Genomic DNA, 17,065 nt, shown 5'->3' with positions numbered 1-17,065 from the left:
TTTAAATTTCGACTACTGCAGTTTAAAATTGATCGGAATACTAAAGGGTACACGGACCGGCCTACCTCTTTGCTTTCCAGGGGTCATTTTAGGCAATTTACCAATAATCCTAGCTGCTTCTTCTTCCAAGTTCTTATCTGGACCCCTCATTCTTACGTTCCCTATACTTCCGTCTTTCTGGATAACAAACATTACGTTAACCCTGCCTTGAACCCCCATTTCTTGGGCAATTTCAGGATAACGGAAATTTTTTGCAATATGCTTCTGAATCATGGAGTTAAAACATTCCCTTAATTTGTTTTTTGGCTCATTTTCACAGCCGGGAAAAACAGGTACATCTTCGATAACCGCAAAAGGTATATCCAAATCTTCCTCTACTTCCTCCACCTCAACATCGGCCACTTCTATTACTTCCTCCTCTTGACTGGTTTCCGTAGATTCTATTACAGTCTCTTCCACTTCCTCCTCATCCTCGACAACTTCTATAATCTCGGGTGCTGCAGGTGGCGGTGGTGGCGGTGGTGTCTTAATTTGCTCGGTCATAGGAACTTCCTCATCCAAAGTATCCTCCACATTCATGGTATAATCAAAATTATTATCATCGTCATAGGTCTTCCATTCAAAAGCTATATACGTCAATAACATAACCAGAACAAGACCAATAACGAAATAAAGCCCGCTATTTCTTGTTAAATCCGCTTTAGGATTCTTTTTAAGTTCCATAATTCTTAATTTTTAATGTTCGCTAATTTATATATTTATTTTATCTGTTTAAAACTTTTTGTTAAAAAAAATACAAATAAATTTAAACAGCCCATTGGACTCCAAAGCATCCTTTTATAGGTAACCTAAGGCCTCGAAAGCAACTAGTTGGAAGATTCCAAACTCCCAAATGTTCACCACACTAAGAACCATACCTATTTATTTAAAACACATCCCATATTTGAAACACATCCCATATTTGAAACACATCCCATATTTGAAACACATCCCAAATTACTTAAAAAAATACTATTTCGTCCACTTTAAGGGAGTTTTTCCCGAGAAAATGAATTTCACCGTAAAACTTCCGAACAATGCCCCCAAACTATTTGCCAAAACATCCAGCAAATCGGGATCTCTATCAATTGTGGCCTCCCCTTGAAGTACCTCAATAATTATACCATAAACAATAGCAAGTGAAAATAATTTTACGCCTATTTTCTTGAAAGGCTCCTTTCTACGATCAATCTCCCTAAAGGACAGGCAGCCCAAAACCGTAAATACAAAATAAAATGAAAAATGCACCAACTTGTCCAAATGGGGAACATCTATGCAAGGTATGCTCTCTTCCTCAAAAGAAAATAAGCTGAGCGTTGTTATGAACACCGCCCAGCTTATAAACAAGATTGTAAACAGATATTTTTTAAGCACCCACTAGTTCTTTGTACTCCGCATCCCCAAGCAAGCCCTCAACTTCGGAGGTATCGCTTATTTTAACCTTTATGATCCATCCTTCGCCATAGGGATCGGTATTTACCTTTTCCGGTTCATCTTCCAGCGATTCGTTAAAAGCTATTATTTCCCCACTTAAGGGAAGGAAAAGGTCGGAAACCGTCTTTACGGCCTCTACCGTTCCAAAAACCTCATCCTTGCCCAGGGTCTCATCCAAGGTTTCCACTTCCACATAAACGATATCCCCAAGTTCCCCTTGGGCAAAATCCGTAATCCCCACTATAGCGGTATCTCCCTCTATTCTGACCCATTCATGGTCTTTGGTGTACTTTAAATCTGAAGGTATGTTCATTGTCCAATATTTGTTAAGGCAACAAATGTAAAAGAATATCTCATGTTAATCAAAAAACTCATTTAAACTTTTTGGCACAGCTGTAAATTAAATTACTTTACGGCCAATCCATCGTCACTTCGATTACTCGCCCGGACCGAACGGCCCGTTCGGGCGGGCAGTCGAGAAGTCAATAAAGCGTTAACTTAACACTAGTGTCCTGTCAACGTTTAATGACGGGGATGGAATGATGGATCTTGAGTTGGGCCAAGGCGCAGAAAACGGGCATAGCCGTAGCTACGTAAGGATTTTTGCAACGCAGGAGCGGCTCAAGAGACACTTTAAATTACCCGTAGGTTTAGGCAGGACCGGACACTAGTTCCCAAAATTATACCTCAAGGTAAATCCGGTATTAATGGAGGTTTGGGGGAAAGCAGTGGACACTGCAAATTTTGAAAACGAATGATCGTAGAAAAACAGGGCGTTCAAATTTTTGCTCAGGGCGTAATCCGCAACAAATTTCACGGACATTAAATTTTGTCCGGAAGTTATCTGATTGTTATCTATGTCCAAGTTTCTTATAATGGTAATATTATCCCTCAGGGTTACGTCCGCCTTTAGGTTCAAATCCCCTTTTAGACGCTGCTGTTCACCCCCAATATTGGTAACAAATTTCACATCCTTAAAACGATACCCGAGTCCCACCGTATATTCCTTGCCGTTTATCTCCGTCATTAAACTATTGTCGAAACTCAGGGACAATGCCCTATCCGTTCTTATCTCGGCCACTACGCTAAGGGAGTTCTGCATTTCAAAATCTACCCGCATCAATGGGTTGAACTGATCCGTAAGCACCACGTTGTTCATAATATTGACCGGTAAAAAATCTTGGGTCTCCGTATTTATGGGTTCCATACCCTCATTGATCAACTGTGTACGCGTTAAATTGGTCTGAAACGAATTTATACTGTAGGCCGACCTATATCCGTGGCTTAGTGAAAACCGCTTGAACTTCTTCTTAAACCAGGGGTTGCGCATTAATCCGGTAAATTTAATGTTCCAGTTGGGAATCGGAATACTTCTAAAAGCGTCCAAACTTACCTTATTAGGGTCCTTCCCCGTATAAGCGGCAAAAAAAGCGGGCAGCAAAACATCTTGGCTTGTCTTACCGTATCTTTCCGGAAATCCATCATCGTCCACCTCTCCGGTATCATGGTTTCTTTCGGCAACGATCCTATTGGCTACTGTAATCCTATTTTCCTTGAAGGTTTCAAAGGTATCGGAACTAAATTCATCACTTTTGTTAAAAACAGTACCGATCATTAAAGTGGAAATACTAAAATTGCCATAGTTATTCCCTAGTAGGTTTACATATTCAAAGGTATTATTGCCCAAATCCTCTACGTTAAAAGTCTCCTGATAACTTTCGGACATTTGTCTATCGGCCACAAGATCTATAGTTAAATCCCTTGTGGGCTGTGCCGTGGCTGTTATATTTAACTGCTTGTTTGTATTCTGTATATATTGTTGGTTAAATTCCGGGAAAGTGGTCAGCCATCCATTTCTAGCGGCCTCATACCTAACATCGGCCTGACTGCCAAAAACAAATCCTATGGTCGGTTTTGCCGTACCAATAAACCCTACGGACCTGGTATATCCCGGCAACACCTTACCACTGTTCTGGCTATAGGTAACGTTTACACGTTTCACCATGGTAAGCACATCTATAAAAGCATTGTACCCCGCACCGGTAGCCTTTTGTCCATCATTATCCCCTGCATCGGAGGCCGGATTGCCCGCCTTGTCCAAACGGGCCGGTCCGGCAGCAGCCCCCTTGATATCCTTTCTGCCCAGACCGAGGAAATCGTAGAATTTTTGCATGGTAAGGGAAGCGGTTAAATTATGTGTGCTGGCATTCTGTACCGTGTTTATGTCCTCTTCGGCCACTTCGCGCATAGCATCCCCTCCCCTTTGCCAATCAAAATTACTGGTATAGGTATACTGGGCATTGATAAAATCGAAAGCGGGAATTTTATTGAAGGGCAACTCATAATTCAATTGCATTTCTTGGGAATGCCTATTGGGCTCCCCAAAATCGAAAAATCCGTCCCACAATCCCAAAGCCTGATTTATTTCCGAATCCGGATTGCCCTCTTCCGAAAAATAGTTCCTTACAATATTATTATTGGATGCGGTAAGGTTTAAACGTAAGGATTTTGTTAGGCTATAATTAATGGCATACTGCCAATTGAAAAGATAGTTCCTTTGTTGTAGGAATGGCAGTTCCAATTTTTCTACCCCCGGTTCAAAAACATCCCTGAACTTTTGCTGGTTGAAAGACCTGTTGATATTGGATTGAAGCGAAACACTGGCGGGCAAAACATTTAGATTTAAATCTTTAAGCCATTTCCAATATTTTCCTGTGAACAAGGAATCCTTTTTGGCAAATGGTGCTACCGGAGCAGGTTTAAAATTATGGTTGTAAACAAAACCTGTTACTACATTCTGATCCTGTAGCTCATCGATCTCAAAATCCCTATGGTTCACCTCGTTATAGGAATAATTAAAGGTAAAGTTCTCTATATCATAGAAATTGGCCTCCGCCTCATCTCCCCTATCCTTTCTTACCCCGATAAAATTAATACTGGTCCTCTTGGTATAATCCTCCCCTTGTTGTCTAATGGCCTCGGCATCTTCAGGTGTTTCGGCAGCTGCGATGCGATCTTCCAATTTTAGATCATCGTAGACCGGATCAAATTCAGGAGTAATCAACTGCTCGGAAATACCATAATTAAAAGGCAGTTGCAGGCCCCATTTTTTTGGAAACAATTGTCCAATGTTCACATTGGTCACCACATCATAGGCAATGGCATCCTCACGTGCCCGTTCATTGGGCATTTGATCTATGGCCCCGAAACCAGAGGTACTTTTACTACCGGTAGCGGACATATTGGCGAAATCTGCCATATTCATATCCATGGCGGCAATTGCTGCCCATCCCCCATTGTTATCCAATCCAGATAAGCGCAGTTCGTTAAACCAGACCTCGCCCCTGGCGGGAAGGTTGTCGTTATTCTTAACCCCTACCATCATACTGCGGATACCCCCCAAGGAAGGATTTCCCCGGATACCTATACGCAACTTGCCCAATGTCCGTGGATCAAATTCATTTACCTGGACCACCTCCCCGTTCTCAATTTCGTAATAATTAATAGTGCTAAGGGTTTGGGCAGCGATTCCTGCAGATTTTACCTTGGACAAATCATCCAATGAAAGGTCCAGTTCATTTACATCCGGCCAAATTTCCGTATCCGAGCTTGCTCCATGGGGAGTAAGTTTTAGAGGCAATTCTATCTGATAATAATTCTGTGTAAAATCCGAACCGATCCTAAGAAACCCAACTAGGGGCGTCTCGTCATCGGCATAATCGGATGCTATAATTTCTTCGGCGTGCATAAACATTTTTAAGCGTTTATATTGCCTTACATCAATATCCAAATTTTTAAAGACTCCCCTGGAATCCTGAGGTTCCAAATTATCCACAACAAAGGACAATGACTGTTCGTTCTGCCTAATAATGGTATTGTTGTTGTTAAGCCTTTCACGTATTACCCCTGGAGGCAAAACATAAGGTATTGGGGTCCTATTGGCATTTTCCTCCACGTTTACAGCGTTAACATCCACCAAAGTACCATCATCGGTAGGATCCCCGTCCACATCCGGCTGTAACGATTTGGCATAAGTACGCCAATCTCCCCGCACTAAATCCAAGGTAGCAAAACGCAATACCATATTGCTTGAAAAGCCTGTTAGGTACATCCTCATAAAACTTATGGACCTAAAATCGCTTATACCACCAATGGCATCGGTAAAATCGGACAATGGTATCTTGTATTGTATCCAACGTTCGTTAAGGGTATTGCCATTGGGCAAAGACCTGGTAACCCCTTCCTTAATATCCGTTACATATTTATCATTGACCGTCGTCCCCGGCTTAATATTGATACGGTATTCGTAATAACTGTTTACCGTATTCATGGTTCCATCCCTGTCTATATCCTCCACATCTGGCAATGTAGTGGATCCCCTGTCCGAATTGCTCAATTGTACAGGAGAGTTTCCATCCGGATTGTTATAATTAAGGTATCGTTCCAAAATGCTCCCTTCACTATTCAGAAAATACTCGTAATTATCCAATGCAGGATCTTCTGCCGGGCCATTGTAGGTAACTCCCCCTTCAAAGGTATAAGTAGCCTCCTCCGCATCGGTTAAACCATCAAAACCAATATCCTGCAAACCTCTATTGTTCACATCGGCATCAAAGGCATAAATTAAGGATTGGGTTGCAGGAACCTTGCCCCAATTTGTTTTATAGGTAAGATCATTGGATACAGGATCTACAGGCAACCCATTTTCATATTGCTTCCTTCCATCGGGAAGAATGTCCTCGGAAATATTACCAAGGTTGATCACCAAATCACCGGCACTCGTTGCAATGCCGTCCACATAAGGATCCAAAACCCAAAATTGAACATATTCCACATTGGACTGCTCAAAGTTGGTACTGCTCAAAGACCGCATTATCCCCGCCCATTTATCCTGCGGTTGTTCCGAAGTAAAATTTGGATTGGCATTATAGGGGCCTTTCATATCCGGATAATAAGCTATGTCCAAAGTATTTTGGGCCAAAGTCTGCCCTTGGGCAACATCTTGGTTAAATACATCCTGTATGTAGATTCTTCGGGTCTCATTTGTGGAAATATCATCATCGTTCAATGCCGTAGGCCGCTGATTGGAATAAAATATGGGATCTACCGTATACCAGGCCATTTTTGCCCTACCATATCCGGACTCCACACTATTTGTGGTGGTAGCAAATTCTGCAGGCGGACTCGCCATAGACCACCCAAGAAAGGAGCGGATATCGATCAGTGACTGTGCCCCCTCAAAATCATCCAAATAGGTGGTGGTTTCCCCATTAAAATCCGCATTCTTGGGAGAACTTGGACTTAAAAAGGCAACTTCCCCGCGAACAGACAGGTTGGAAGGGACATCCGTATCAATATTTGGCAATTTATTGACCAATCTGGTCAAAAATGGAACTTCAGTGGAAAAATTACTGTTCAGTCCAAAGATGGTATTGTTTACAGGTTCTATACCATAGTTGGATTTCTGTGTCAACGGTTTTTCATTAAGGTTCAGCAAAGTACCTCCCAGCACAAAATTTTTGTTGAATTGATGCTCTACATTTACCCCTGTAAAACGTCTTGTCTGCTGTCCGAAGACGGCATTGTTCTCAACTGAAATATTTATGGGCGTATTGGAAGCCTCCAAACTTGGGTCCAGGATCTGCACCGTACCCGCCTGATAATTTACAGTGTAATCTATACCTTCCTGTAATTGTCTCCCTCCTGCAGTAACCCTTACGGATCCTTGGGGAACGTTGAAGGCGCCTATAGGAATTCCATTGGCCCCCTGCGATTTGTAGGTTCCTTTAAGAATAAACCTATTTTTATCCGCATCCTGTTGGGCAGCTGCCGTAGGAAGCGAGTACATATTCCTGAAGACGTATTTCTGCTGGTTGGCATTATAACCTTGATCATCGGCCACATCATAGGTTCCACCGCCCAGAAGGTCAAATAAGTATTCCCCAAAAGGTTCAACTTTGGTAAATATTATACTTCCTGTCTGGGAGTTTATGGTAATACCTTCCACGTAATCAAAAAAACCGTCCCCTCCATTTTGGAGATCATTATACGCGTTTAACCTATCCAGATTGAACACGTCCAATAGAATCCTATCTTCCAATGGTTTTGGAGAAGTTGGCCAACCCGAACCTACACCGGATTCTACGGGTGTAATATAATTTCTTGGTGTTGTTTCCGCATATAAAATGTTCAACTTAAAATCTTCCTGACTTAATTGATAAGCGCCGGTAGCGTAAATATTCTTCATCATCAGATCCCAAATGGGATCCACAACATTGGTAATATTGCTTTTTAACAACTTAAGGATCAAGGTATTGTTGTTTACCGGTATTTCCGCCCCTGGAGTCACCGTTGTGGCATCCACGCCCCCATTGGCAAACTCCCCTACCTGATAGACCTCCCCGTTATAGGTATATTGGAAGGCAACCCCAAGTACTTCATCATTGCTCAATCTCTGGTTTAGGGAGATATACCCCAATTGGGAATTAAAGGTAAAATCCCTGCCCTGCTCCAGCTTTCTGGCATTTTCCAAAATAGCATAATCAAACCCCTGGTTTACGGTATATCCGGGCACATTAAAACCCGCCTGTACCGTAGCTATATCCCTAATACTGCTTGTAAGGGCCCCACCGGAACCAATTTGGAGGGGATCAAAATCGTTGGCAGCGTTCCTTGGCAGATTACCGGCGGCGGAACTATTGAAAAATCCGGCAGGATCCCCGTTGTTTTGTCCTATCCTGGTCTTATCCGCTTGTACCTCCCCCAAATCCTGGATGGCAACAACGTTTCTAATATTCACTGTTTGCTGGCTCCTATTGGTTATCCATACCTCCAACCTTGTAATTTGGACCTGGCTCCTTATGTACGGATAGTTGACCAGTGCGGCATCATAGTTGTCCCTAAAATAATGGGCTAAAAAAAAGTGCTTGTCGGCGTCGTAGTCCTGCGCCCTAAGTTCAAAGTTATTCACTGTGCCCCCACCTTGAGCCACCACCGTATTGCTTTGGGACCGTTGTTCCGAAAATACGGCCGTAACCCTGGTTTTCCCAAATTGCAGTTCGGTCTTTACACCGAACAGGCTCTGCGCTCCAGTAATCAGGGAACTGTTGAGGGGCATACTAACATTACCTACCTCAATCTTTTGAAGTATATCATCCTCGGATGGGGTATAGTCCAACTTGACCAAATTCTGGAAATCAAAAGTAGCCTCGGTATCATAGTTTGCCGTTACCTGAAGTCGCTCCCCTATTTTACCCAACATACTTAGGCTGATCCGTTGGTCAAAATCAAAGGAAAGATTGGTCCGGTTCCGGGGTGATAGGGATGGGTTATCATTTTTTTGCCATATAACCCCAAGATCCATCGCGACCGATCCCTGTGGAATTACCTCAATGGTATTGCCCCCAAAGACACTTTCAAAAAAGCTGTTATTTACATAGAAATTGGGAAGTAAATTTTTACGGGCCGCCTCACTACCATCCTTTTTACCGGAAAAGGCATCGATTTTTTCCTTAAAATAGGATTTCATACCCTCCCGGCGCACAAGTTCCATATATTGATCGGGAGTCAGGATAACGGGATAATTGATATCAAAATCCCCAACACTTACCGTATAGATATATCGGTCCAGATTGGGGTCATAAGTATATTTTGAAACTATGCTGTCCGGGTTCTCCATTTTCAATTTCCCCAGAGCAACACCTGTTTTTAAGGAATCCACTTCCTGCCCAACTGCATCTTCCCCTTCTACTTCCTGGGCCAGGGAAATACCTGTTGCACTCAAGAAAATAAACAGTAGGATAGTAAGCTTAAATGATGATTTAAGATAAAATTTTGCCCCTTTTTTCAAACTTGTTATAAATTTTTAAGCGCAAGTTTTATAATGTTCTCTACGCTTAGTCCAGGATCTTGGCCAACTACCTTATCCACAACCTTTTCAGCTTGCTTGCGGACAAAACCAAGAACCTCTAATGCAGATAACGCTTCATCTTTATTTGTATTGTTTGATGGGGCGGAAAGTTCATCAATATCATAGACTTTTAAAACCTTGTCCTTCAGGTCCAGAATTACCCGTTGTGCCGTTTTGGCACCGATGCCCTTGATTCCCTGAATTGTAGGAACATCTCCGGTTGCAATGGCATCCCTTATTTGAGCAGGGGACAGGGATGACAACATCGTTCTGGCGGTACTGGAGCCTATTCCCGATACGGACAACAGCAATCTAAATATCTCCCTTTCGGACTTTTCGCAGAAGCCGAACAAAGTATGTGAATCCTCCTTTACCTGTAGGTGGGTGTACAGTTGAATGCTTTCGGTATCCCTGATCTTCGAAAAGGTGTGCAATGAAATATTTACAAAATATCCCACTCCTGCACATTCGATCACAATGTGGGTCGGATTTTTTTCAACAAGTTTTCCTTTTAAATGGGTAATCATTGGCTTTTGCAGGTTTCATGTTTCAAACCTTCTTGAAACGGGAATTATTTGAACTATTATTTTTGTATTTTTGCCAATTTCCTTTTCTCCCTTTCCTGGGCATCGATAACTGCCACTGCAGTCATATTTACCATCTCGTCTACACTGGCACCCAATTGAAGAATGTGAACGGAACGTCTTAAACCTACCATTATTGGACCTATGGAATCCGCCTTATTCAGTTCCTTGAGCAGCTTATAGGTAATATTGGCCGACTCCAAATTGGGAAAAATAAGTGTATTTACCTTTTTACCGGACAATTTGGAAAAGGGAAATTTACCTTGGTGCAATTCTTTGTTCAGGGCAAAGTCTACCTGTAGTTCTCCGTCCACTACCAATTCCGGGTTGGTTGCATGTAATATTTTTACCGCTTCCTTTACCTTGGTAGCATTCGGATGTGTGGACGACCCAAAATTGGCATAGGACAATAGGGCCATAACGGGACTAAAGCCAAAAGTTACGGCTACATTGGCCGTCATCTTAGCTATTTCGGCAATTTCCTCGGCATTGGGATCTATATTAATGGAGGTATCGGCTAAAAACAAGGGGCCCCTTTCGGTGATCATAATGTTTACGGTGGACACTTTCTTAACATTGGCCGCCCTTCCTATTACCTCAAAAACCGGTTTCACCACTGTGGGGTATGCCCTGGAATATCCGGAGATCATACCATCGGCATCCCCTTCCAAGACCATCATTGCAGCAAAATAATTACGCTCCCTCATCTTTGCACGGGCACCAAAGAGACTTACTCCGTTACGCTGTCTGTTTTCAAAATACTTGGAGGCGTAATAATTTCTTTTGTCATTGGCTTCTTCTGCATGGGAATCTATAACGAGAATATCGGCATCGAATTCCAGTTCCTTCATCAATTCGGCAATAACTACCTTATTTCCCAATAAAATTGGTGTTGCCAATCCTTCTTCATAGGCAATTTGGGCCGCTTTGAGTACGTCCAGATGATCGGCCTCCGCATAAACAATTTTTTTAGGGCTTATTCGGGCACGATCGTGCAACAAACGAACTATTTTATTATCGTTCCCGGAGCGTTGCAATAATTCCTCCCTATATTTATCCCAATCATCAATAGGCATTTTGGCCACCCCACTTTCCATGGCCGCCTTGGCAACCGCAGGGGGTATTTCGGATATCAATCTGGGGTCAAAGGGTTTTGGAATTATATAATCCCGCCCAAAGGTCAGCCTTGTTTGCCCGTAGGCAATATTCACCTGTTCTGGAACCGGTTCCTTGGTAAGCTCGGCCAAAGCCTTTACAGCAGCCATTTTCATAGCTTCATTTATCTTGGTGGCCCGGACATCCAATGCTCCTCTAAAAATAAAGGGGAATCCCAGAACATTGTTCACTTGGTTGGGATGATCGGATCTTCCTGTGGCCATGATGATATCCTTTCTGGTCTTTATGGCCAGGTCATAATCTATTTCCGGATCTGGATTGGCCATGGCAAACACTATAGGATCATTGGCCATGGACAACAGCATCTCTGCAGAAACGATATCTTTCACCGAAAGACCAATAAAAACATCGGCCTCCTTCATGGCCTCTTCCAGGGTATTGATCTTCCTATCTGTGGCAAACTCCAATTTCTCCTTAGACAGGTTCTCCCTGTCGCTGCGGATAACCCCTTTGCTATCCAGCATTACTATATTTTTGTCACTTGCCCCGAAGGCCTTGTACAAACGGGTACAGGAAACGGCAGCTGCACCTGCTCCACTTACTACAATACGGACATCGTTAATTTTCTTATTGGTTAGCACCAAAGCGTTCAAAAGGGCCGCGGCCGAAATTATGGCCGTTCCGTGCTGATCGTCGTGCATTACCGGAATGTCCAGCTCTTCCTTTAAACGCCTTTCAATCTCAAAGGCTTCAGGAGCCTTGATGTCCTCCAAATTGATACCTCCAAAAGTTGGGGCAATTATCTTTACGGTTTCTATAAACTTTTCCACATCGGTGGTATCCAATTCAATATCTATTCCGTCTATATCAGCAAAAATCTTAAACAGAAGACACTTGCCTTCCATTACCGGCTTGGAAGCCTCGGGACCAATATCTCCCAACCCCAGTACTGCAGTTCCATTGGATATTACGGCCACTATATTTCCTTTGGCGGTATATTTGTATACATTATCCTTATTCTTGGCAATTTCAAGACAGGGCTCCGCCACACCTGGCGAATAGGCAAGACCCAGATCCCTTTGGGTAGCATAGGGTTTGGTAGGAACTATTTTTATCTTCCCGGGTTGCGGCTTGGCATGATATACCAATGCTTCCCTTCTTGTCTTTTGCTTGCTCATATAGTGTTGTCTTAGGAAAACAAAGTTAACAGTATTCTTTAAATTAAGAGGTTTAAACTTTTTCAATCACCTAAATATTATCCATACCTCCCCTAACCTCCCGCCAAAAGGCGGGACAGGCTCTCCCAAGGAGGGGAACGGTTCCGTTATCTACTTTAGACCGCCAACTTTTGAAATTCCATCCTACTCCAAAAATTCTATGTTCCGTTTTAGACCGGAGAATTTGGTGCGCTTTACGGCCGATTTCTGGAATACCTTCCTAAAGACATCCTCCGTAATCTCCTCCCAATCCTTTTTGGTAAAGGAAAGTAATTCTGGGGTTGCATTGAACAAAGGTTCGCGATGGGGTTTGGAGAAGCGGTTCCATGGGCATACATCCTGGCATACATCACAGCCAAACATCCAATCGTCCATTTTTCCCTTAAATTCCGAGGGAATCTCATTTTTTAATTCGATGGTGAGGTAAGAAATGCACTTACTGCCATCTACCACATAGGGCTCCACAATAGCTTGGGTGGGGCAGGCGTCCATACAGGCGGTACAGCTACCGCAATGATCGGTTACCCTATGATCATACTCCAGTTCCAGGTCCACGATCAGTTCGGCAATAAAATAAAAGGAACCTACCTGCCGGGTCAAGAGATTACTGTGTTTCCCAATCCAACCAAGACCACTTTTTGCTGCCCAGGCCTTATCCAGAACGGGGGCAGAATCTACAAAAGCCCTGCCGTACACCTCCCCGATCTCCTCTGAAATAAAATTTTGAAGTTCTCTAAGCTTGGACTTTATCACATGATGATAATCCTGTCCGTAGGCATATTTTGAAACCTTAAAAGTGTCTTCTTTCTGGGTAGCTTCGGGAAAGTAATTGAGAAGCAGGGAAATGACCGATTTTGAACCTTCCACCAATTTAGTGGGATCCAGGCGCAGATCGAAATGGTTTTCCATATATCCCATTTCCCCATGCATATTGTTATTGAGCCACTTTTCCAACCTGGGGGCCTCCTCTTCCATAAATTCGGCCTTGGAGATACCGCAGGACAAAAACCCGAGGCGTTTGGCTTCGGTTTTTATAAGTTGGGTATGTTCATGAATACTGTTCAAAAAGGATTATCGTTTTTTAAGAGCTGGAACCTTGTCACCAACTTCTGAATATATAATAAACTACCTCGGGGCATTGAAAGGAACTTTATTTTTAGATTTCGACGCAAGCGTCGGAGCATTTAAATCTCGATTATCGAGTAAATGGGATTTGATCATGATGTACAAGGCCACTGCACATTTTAAGGGCGATAACTAAAATAGCCCTCCTTGGATATTTCCTTTTATCCTTCCCAAGTGCCTATAGGCCAACTCTGTAACCTCCCTGCCTCGGGGAGTCCTCATAATAAATCCTTGCTGGATCAAAAAAGGCTCATACACCTCCTCTATGGTTTCTGCACTTTCGGAGACGGCGGTAGCCAAGGTAGTAATCCCTACGGGGCCTCCCTTAAACTTGTCTATTATGGTCGTCAAGATCTTATTGTCCATTTCGTCCAATCCGTGGGCATCCACATTTAAAGCCTTTAGACCAAACTGTGAGATTTCTATATCGATCTTTCCATTTCCCTTAATTTGGGCAAAATCGCGCACCCGCCTTAGCAAAGCATTACATATTCTGGGCGTACCCCTACTTCTTCCAGCTATTTCAATAGCGGCCTGTTGCGTAATAGGGGTCTTTAATATTTCGGCGCTGCGCTCCACTATGGTAGACAAGAGTTCCGTTGAATAATATTGCAGTCTGCTCTGAATACCAAAGCGTGCCCTCATGGGAGCCGTTAACAGCCCGGAGCGGGTAGTGGCACCTATCAAGGTAAAGGGGTTTAAATTAATCTGTACCGATCTGGCATTGGGACCGGATTCTATCATGATATCTATCTTGTAATCCTCCATGGCAGAATATAAATATTCCTCTACTATGGGACTCAATCTATGGATCTCATCAATGAACAACACATCCCGCTCGTCCAGATTGGTCAACAATCCCGCCAAATCCCCCGGTTTATCCAATACGGGTCCAGAAGTCATTTTAATACCCACTCCCAATTCGTTGGCCAAAATATGGGCCAAAGTAGTCTTTCCAAGACCTGGCGGACCATGGAACAAGGTATGGTCCAGGGCTTCCCCCCTCAAATTGGCGGCCTGAACAAATATTTTCAAGTTTTCCAATACTTGTTCCTGCCCGGTAAAGTCATCAAAGGAAATAGGGCGCAATGCCCTTTCTATATCGAACTCCTCACTGGAGAAATTACCGGCCGTAGGATCTAGATTCTCATTCATACACCAACAAAGATAAAGGAAATTGAAATAGTTTTTCCATGAAACAATTATAAGGACAGGGATACTTCCAGCTTTCAAGAATTGTACCCTTTCTTTCTACCTTAGAAATATGGTTTTTCTAAAAAATAATGTAAATTCATCTTATGACAAAGACAACATATCCTCCCAGTATTCTGCAGTACATACCTTTCTTTTTTGTTATTTGGTCCGATGATCTTTTGACTATTTCAGAGATTTCTATTATTAAAAGGATAATCGACGAAGATCAAAACCTATCCAAAGAAAACAGGGAAACCTTGAACAGTTGGCTCAATACCTCCAAACCCCCTTTGAATTCTGTAATAAAATCCTGGCAACGGGCCATATCCAATTCCGGCGTCAAATTGACGGAAAGCGACAACCATCCATTGTCGTCCTTTAGTAAGAAATTATTATCACAAAATGGTTCGGAGCATTTATTCAATGAGAATTTATCGGCCATTGAAATCAATTTAGGGATACAACCCAACCATTATCAACACTTGTTCGAAATAGAAGTTATTTTGGACAAAACCTCCCATTTCTATAACTCTAAGGAGATTGACAAAATCTTCAAAGGTAAGTACCACATAGAAATAAATAAATTTAGGGATACATTAAATGATGCTGTTTTTACTTGGAGAATAATAAAGAATAAAGAGCAATTTAGGCTAAAAGTGTTGTCCCAAGTACAATATTTGGCAAAGAAAGGATATGGGGCCATGGCCTACCCCGATACTTACGGGGGGATAGGCAATATGCCCTTGTATGCCAGCATTTTTGAAAACCTGATGTACATAGACGGTAGCCTAACGGTAAAGTTTGGGGTACAATTTGGACTTTTTGGAGGCAGCATTCAGAAGTTGGGAACCAAAAAACACCACGATCTCTATCTAAAGGCCGTTGGGGAAGCCAAATTACTGGGATGTTTCGCCATGACCGAAACGGGCCATGGATCCAATGTAAGGGGTATAAAAACGACCGCCACTTACAATATGGAGGAAGATAATATTACCATACACACCCCAGGGAAGAACGATAATAAAGAATACATTGGAAATGCACTGCACGGTACAATGGCATCGGTATTTGCACAATTGATCGTGGACGGTAAAAACCATGGGGTACATGCCATTTTAGTGCCTTTAAGGGACAGTGAAAATCGTCCAATGCCAGGCGTACGCATTGAAGATAACGGCTACAAATTAGGGCTCAATGGGGTGGACAATGGTAAAATTTGGTTTGATCAGGTTAAAGTACCGAGGGAAAATCTTTTGAACAAATACGGGGATATTAAACCTGACGGTACTTATTATTCCGAAATAAAAAATGCGAACAAACGCTTTTTTACCATGCTCGGCACCTTGGTCGGCGGACGGATCTGTGTAGCCAAGGGAGCATTGGGCGGAGCAAAAATGGCCATCGCCATTGCCGTGAAATATGCCCTACAAAGAAGACAATTCAACGACAACCTTAAAATCCAAGAGGATTTGATCATGGATTATCCATCACACCAACTGAGGCTGACCCCCGCCATTGCCAAAACTTACGTATACCAGGTAACCTTGGATTCCTTGATGGAAACCTACAGCGATGACAGTATTACGGACAAACGAAAAATAGAGACCCAGGTAGCCGGATTGAAGGCCATTATAACCTGGTTCGCCAACCAAACCATTCAGGAATGTAGGGAAGCCTGTGGGGGTAAGGGCTACCTACTGGAGAATAGAATTGGCGACCTAAAGTGCGATGTTGATATATTTACCACCTTTGAAGGGGACAATACGGTGCTGTTACAATTGGCCGCCAAAGGAATTATGTCCGATTTCAATACCGAGTTAAATAGTGGGGGGTTTTCTGCAGTATTTAAACTATTGGGCAGCCAAATAAGCGACAAATTGGTTACCATAAACCCCATGTACGCCAACAAGGTAGATAAGGAACACTTATACAATCCCAAGTTCCACCAACACGCCTTTGATTACCGAACAAGAAGGTTGACCTATTCCGCGGCCATGCGAATCAGGGACTATATCAAGAAAGGGGTCCCAACATATCAGGCCTATTTAAAAGTACAAACACATTTAATTGCATTGGGAAAAGCCTATAGTTGTGAATTGGCCTATAACACCTACTTAAAGTTTACGGCAACCATGGAAGACAGGAAGCACCAAGAACTCTTTCAAAAACTGGGTTGCCTCTTTGCATTATCAGAAATACGGGAAGACGCATCATGGTTTCTGGAACAGGGCTATTTGGGTGGTACCAAGTCCAAGGCCATAAGACAGCGAGTAGAGCGTTTAAGCACGGAATTTAGACCCCATATCGAAGTTTTGGTAGATGGTTTCGGAATTCCGGATCATTGCCTGACCGCACCGATAAGTCGCTAGTGTCAAGTCTACGTTTAAATGACAGGTAAGGAATGATGGATCTTGAGTTGGGCCAAGGCTCAAAAAACAAGCGTAGCC

At 42.9% G+C, this 17,065-nt stretch carries 9 protein-coding genes; 1 reads left to right on the top strand and 8 read right to left on the bottom strand.

Annotated features, from left to right (window positions below):
- Positions 1 to 12 precede the first annotated feature (12 nt).
- The 8 genes from D0S24_RS03750 to ruvB all read right to left on the bottom strand — a co-directional run bounded on the left by D0S24_RS03750 (position 13) and on the right by ruvB (position 14,579).
- Positions 13 to 723 carry an energy transducer TonB gene (locus tag D0S24_RS03750; RefSeq protein WP_117018476.1) on the bottom strand — a complete coding sequence of 237 codons (711 nt, stop codon included), beginning with the start codon at positions 721 to 723 and terminating at the stop codon, positions 13 to 15.
- Between the two features lie 288 nt (positions 724 to 1,011).
- Positions 1,012 to 1,413 (bottom strand): VanZ family protein, encoded by a 402-nt coding sequence (locus tag D0S24_RS03745; RefSeq protein WP_117018475.1) that lies wholly within the window; start codon positions 1,411 to 1,413, stop codon positions 1,012 to 1,014.
- Complete coding sequence (gcvH, locus tag D0S24_RS03740; RefSeq protein ID WP_117018474.1) at positions 1,406 to 1,786, bottom strand: glycine cleavage system protein GcvH; 381 nt, start codon at positions 1,784 to 1,786, stop codon at positions 1,406 to 1,408. The genes D0S24_RS03745 and gcvH overlap by 8 nt, the downstream gene beginning before the upstream one ends.
- 354 nt (positions 1,787 to 2,140) lie before the next feature.
- Entirely contained in the window at positions 2,141 to 9,322 is a 7,182-nt protein-coding gene (sprA, locus tag D0S24_RS03735; protein ID WP_117018473.1) for a cell surface protein SprA, read from the bottom strand.
- Between the two features lie 5 nt (positions 9,323 to 9,327).
- The gene (gene ruvA / locus D0S24_RS03730) at positions 9,328 to 9,909 is read right to left on the bottom strand and encodes a Holliday junction branch migration protein RuvA (RefSeq protein WP_117018472.1); all 582 of its coding nucleotides are present in this window, start codon (positions 9,907 to 9,909) and stop codon (positions 9,328 to 9,330) included.
- Positions 9,910 to 9,965: 56 nt separating this feature from the next.
- A complete protein-coding gene (locus D0S24_RS03725; RefSeq protein WP_117018471.1) occupies positions 9,966 to 12,260 on the bottom strand; it encodes an NADP-dependent malic enzyme in 2,295 nt (764 codons plus the stop codon).
- Between the two features lie 183 nt (positions 12,261 to 12,443).
- Entirely contained in the window at positions 12,444 to 13,364 is a 921-nt protein-coding gene (gene queG / locus D0S24_RS03720; RefSeq protein ID WP_117018470.1) for a tRNA epoxyqueuosine(34) reductase QueG, read from the bottom strand.
- A 192-nt stretch (positions 13,365 to 13,556) separates the two neighbouring features.
- A complete protein-coding gene (gene ruvB, locus D0S24_RS03715; RefSeq protein ID WP_117018469.1) occupies positions 13,557 to 14,579 on the bottom strand; it encodes a Holliday junction branch migration DNA helicase RuvB in 1,023 nt (340 codons plus the stop codon).
- Between the two features lie 143 nt (positions 14,580 to 14,722).
- Between ruvB and D0S24_RS03710 the strand changes: the two genes are divergently transcribed.
- Complete coding sequence (locus tag D0S24_RS03710) at positions 14,723 to 16,987, top strand: acyl-CoA dehydrogenase (protein WP_117018468.1); 2,265 nt, start codon at positions 14,723 to 14,725, stop codon at positions 16,985 to 16,987.
- The last annotated feature ends 78 nt before the right edge of the window (positions 16,988 to 17,065 follow it).

The sequence above is a fragment of the Arenibacter sp. P308M17 genome, assembly GCF_003426735.1.
Classification (GTDB): domain Bacteria; phylum Bacteroidota; class Bacteroidia; order Flavobacteriales; family Flavobacteriaceae; genus Arenibacter.
Note: the sequence above shows the minus strand (reverse complement) of the source record. Positions and strands in the feature narration are given on the sequence as shown.

Excerpts from the sequence above, each read along its gene's own strand:
- D0S24_RS03750 (WP_117018476.1), bottom strand. The coding sequence starts at position 723 with ATGGAACTTAAAAAGAATCCTAAAGCGGATTTAACAAGAAATAGCGGG.
- gcvH (WP_117018474.1), bottom strand. The coding sequence starts at position 1,786 with ATGAACATACCTTCAGATTTAAAGTACACCAAAGACCATGAATGGGTC.
- ruvA (WP_117018472.1), bottom strand. The coding sequence starts at position 9,909 with ATGATTACCCATTTAAAAGGAAAACTTGTTGAAAAAAATCCGACCCAC.
- D0S24_RS03725 (WP_117018471.1), bottom strand. The coding sequence starts at position 12,260 with ATGAGCAAGCAAAAGACAAGAAGGGAAGCATTGGTATATCATGCCAAG.
- ruvB (WP_117018469.1), bottom strand. The coding sequence starts at position 14,579 with ATGAATGAGAATCTAGATCCTACGGCCGGTAATTTCTCCAGTGAGGAG.
- D0S24_RS03710 (WP_117018468.1), top strand. The coding sequence starts at position 14,723 with ATGACAAAGACAACATATCCTCCCAGTATTCTGCAGTACATACCTTTC.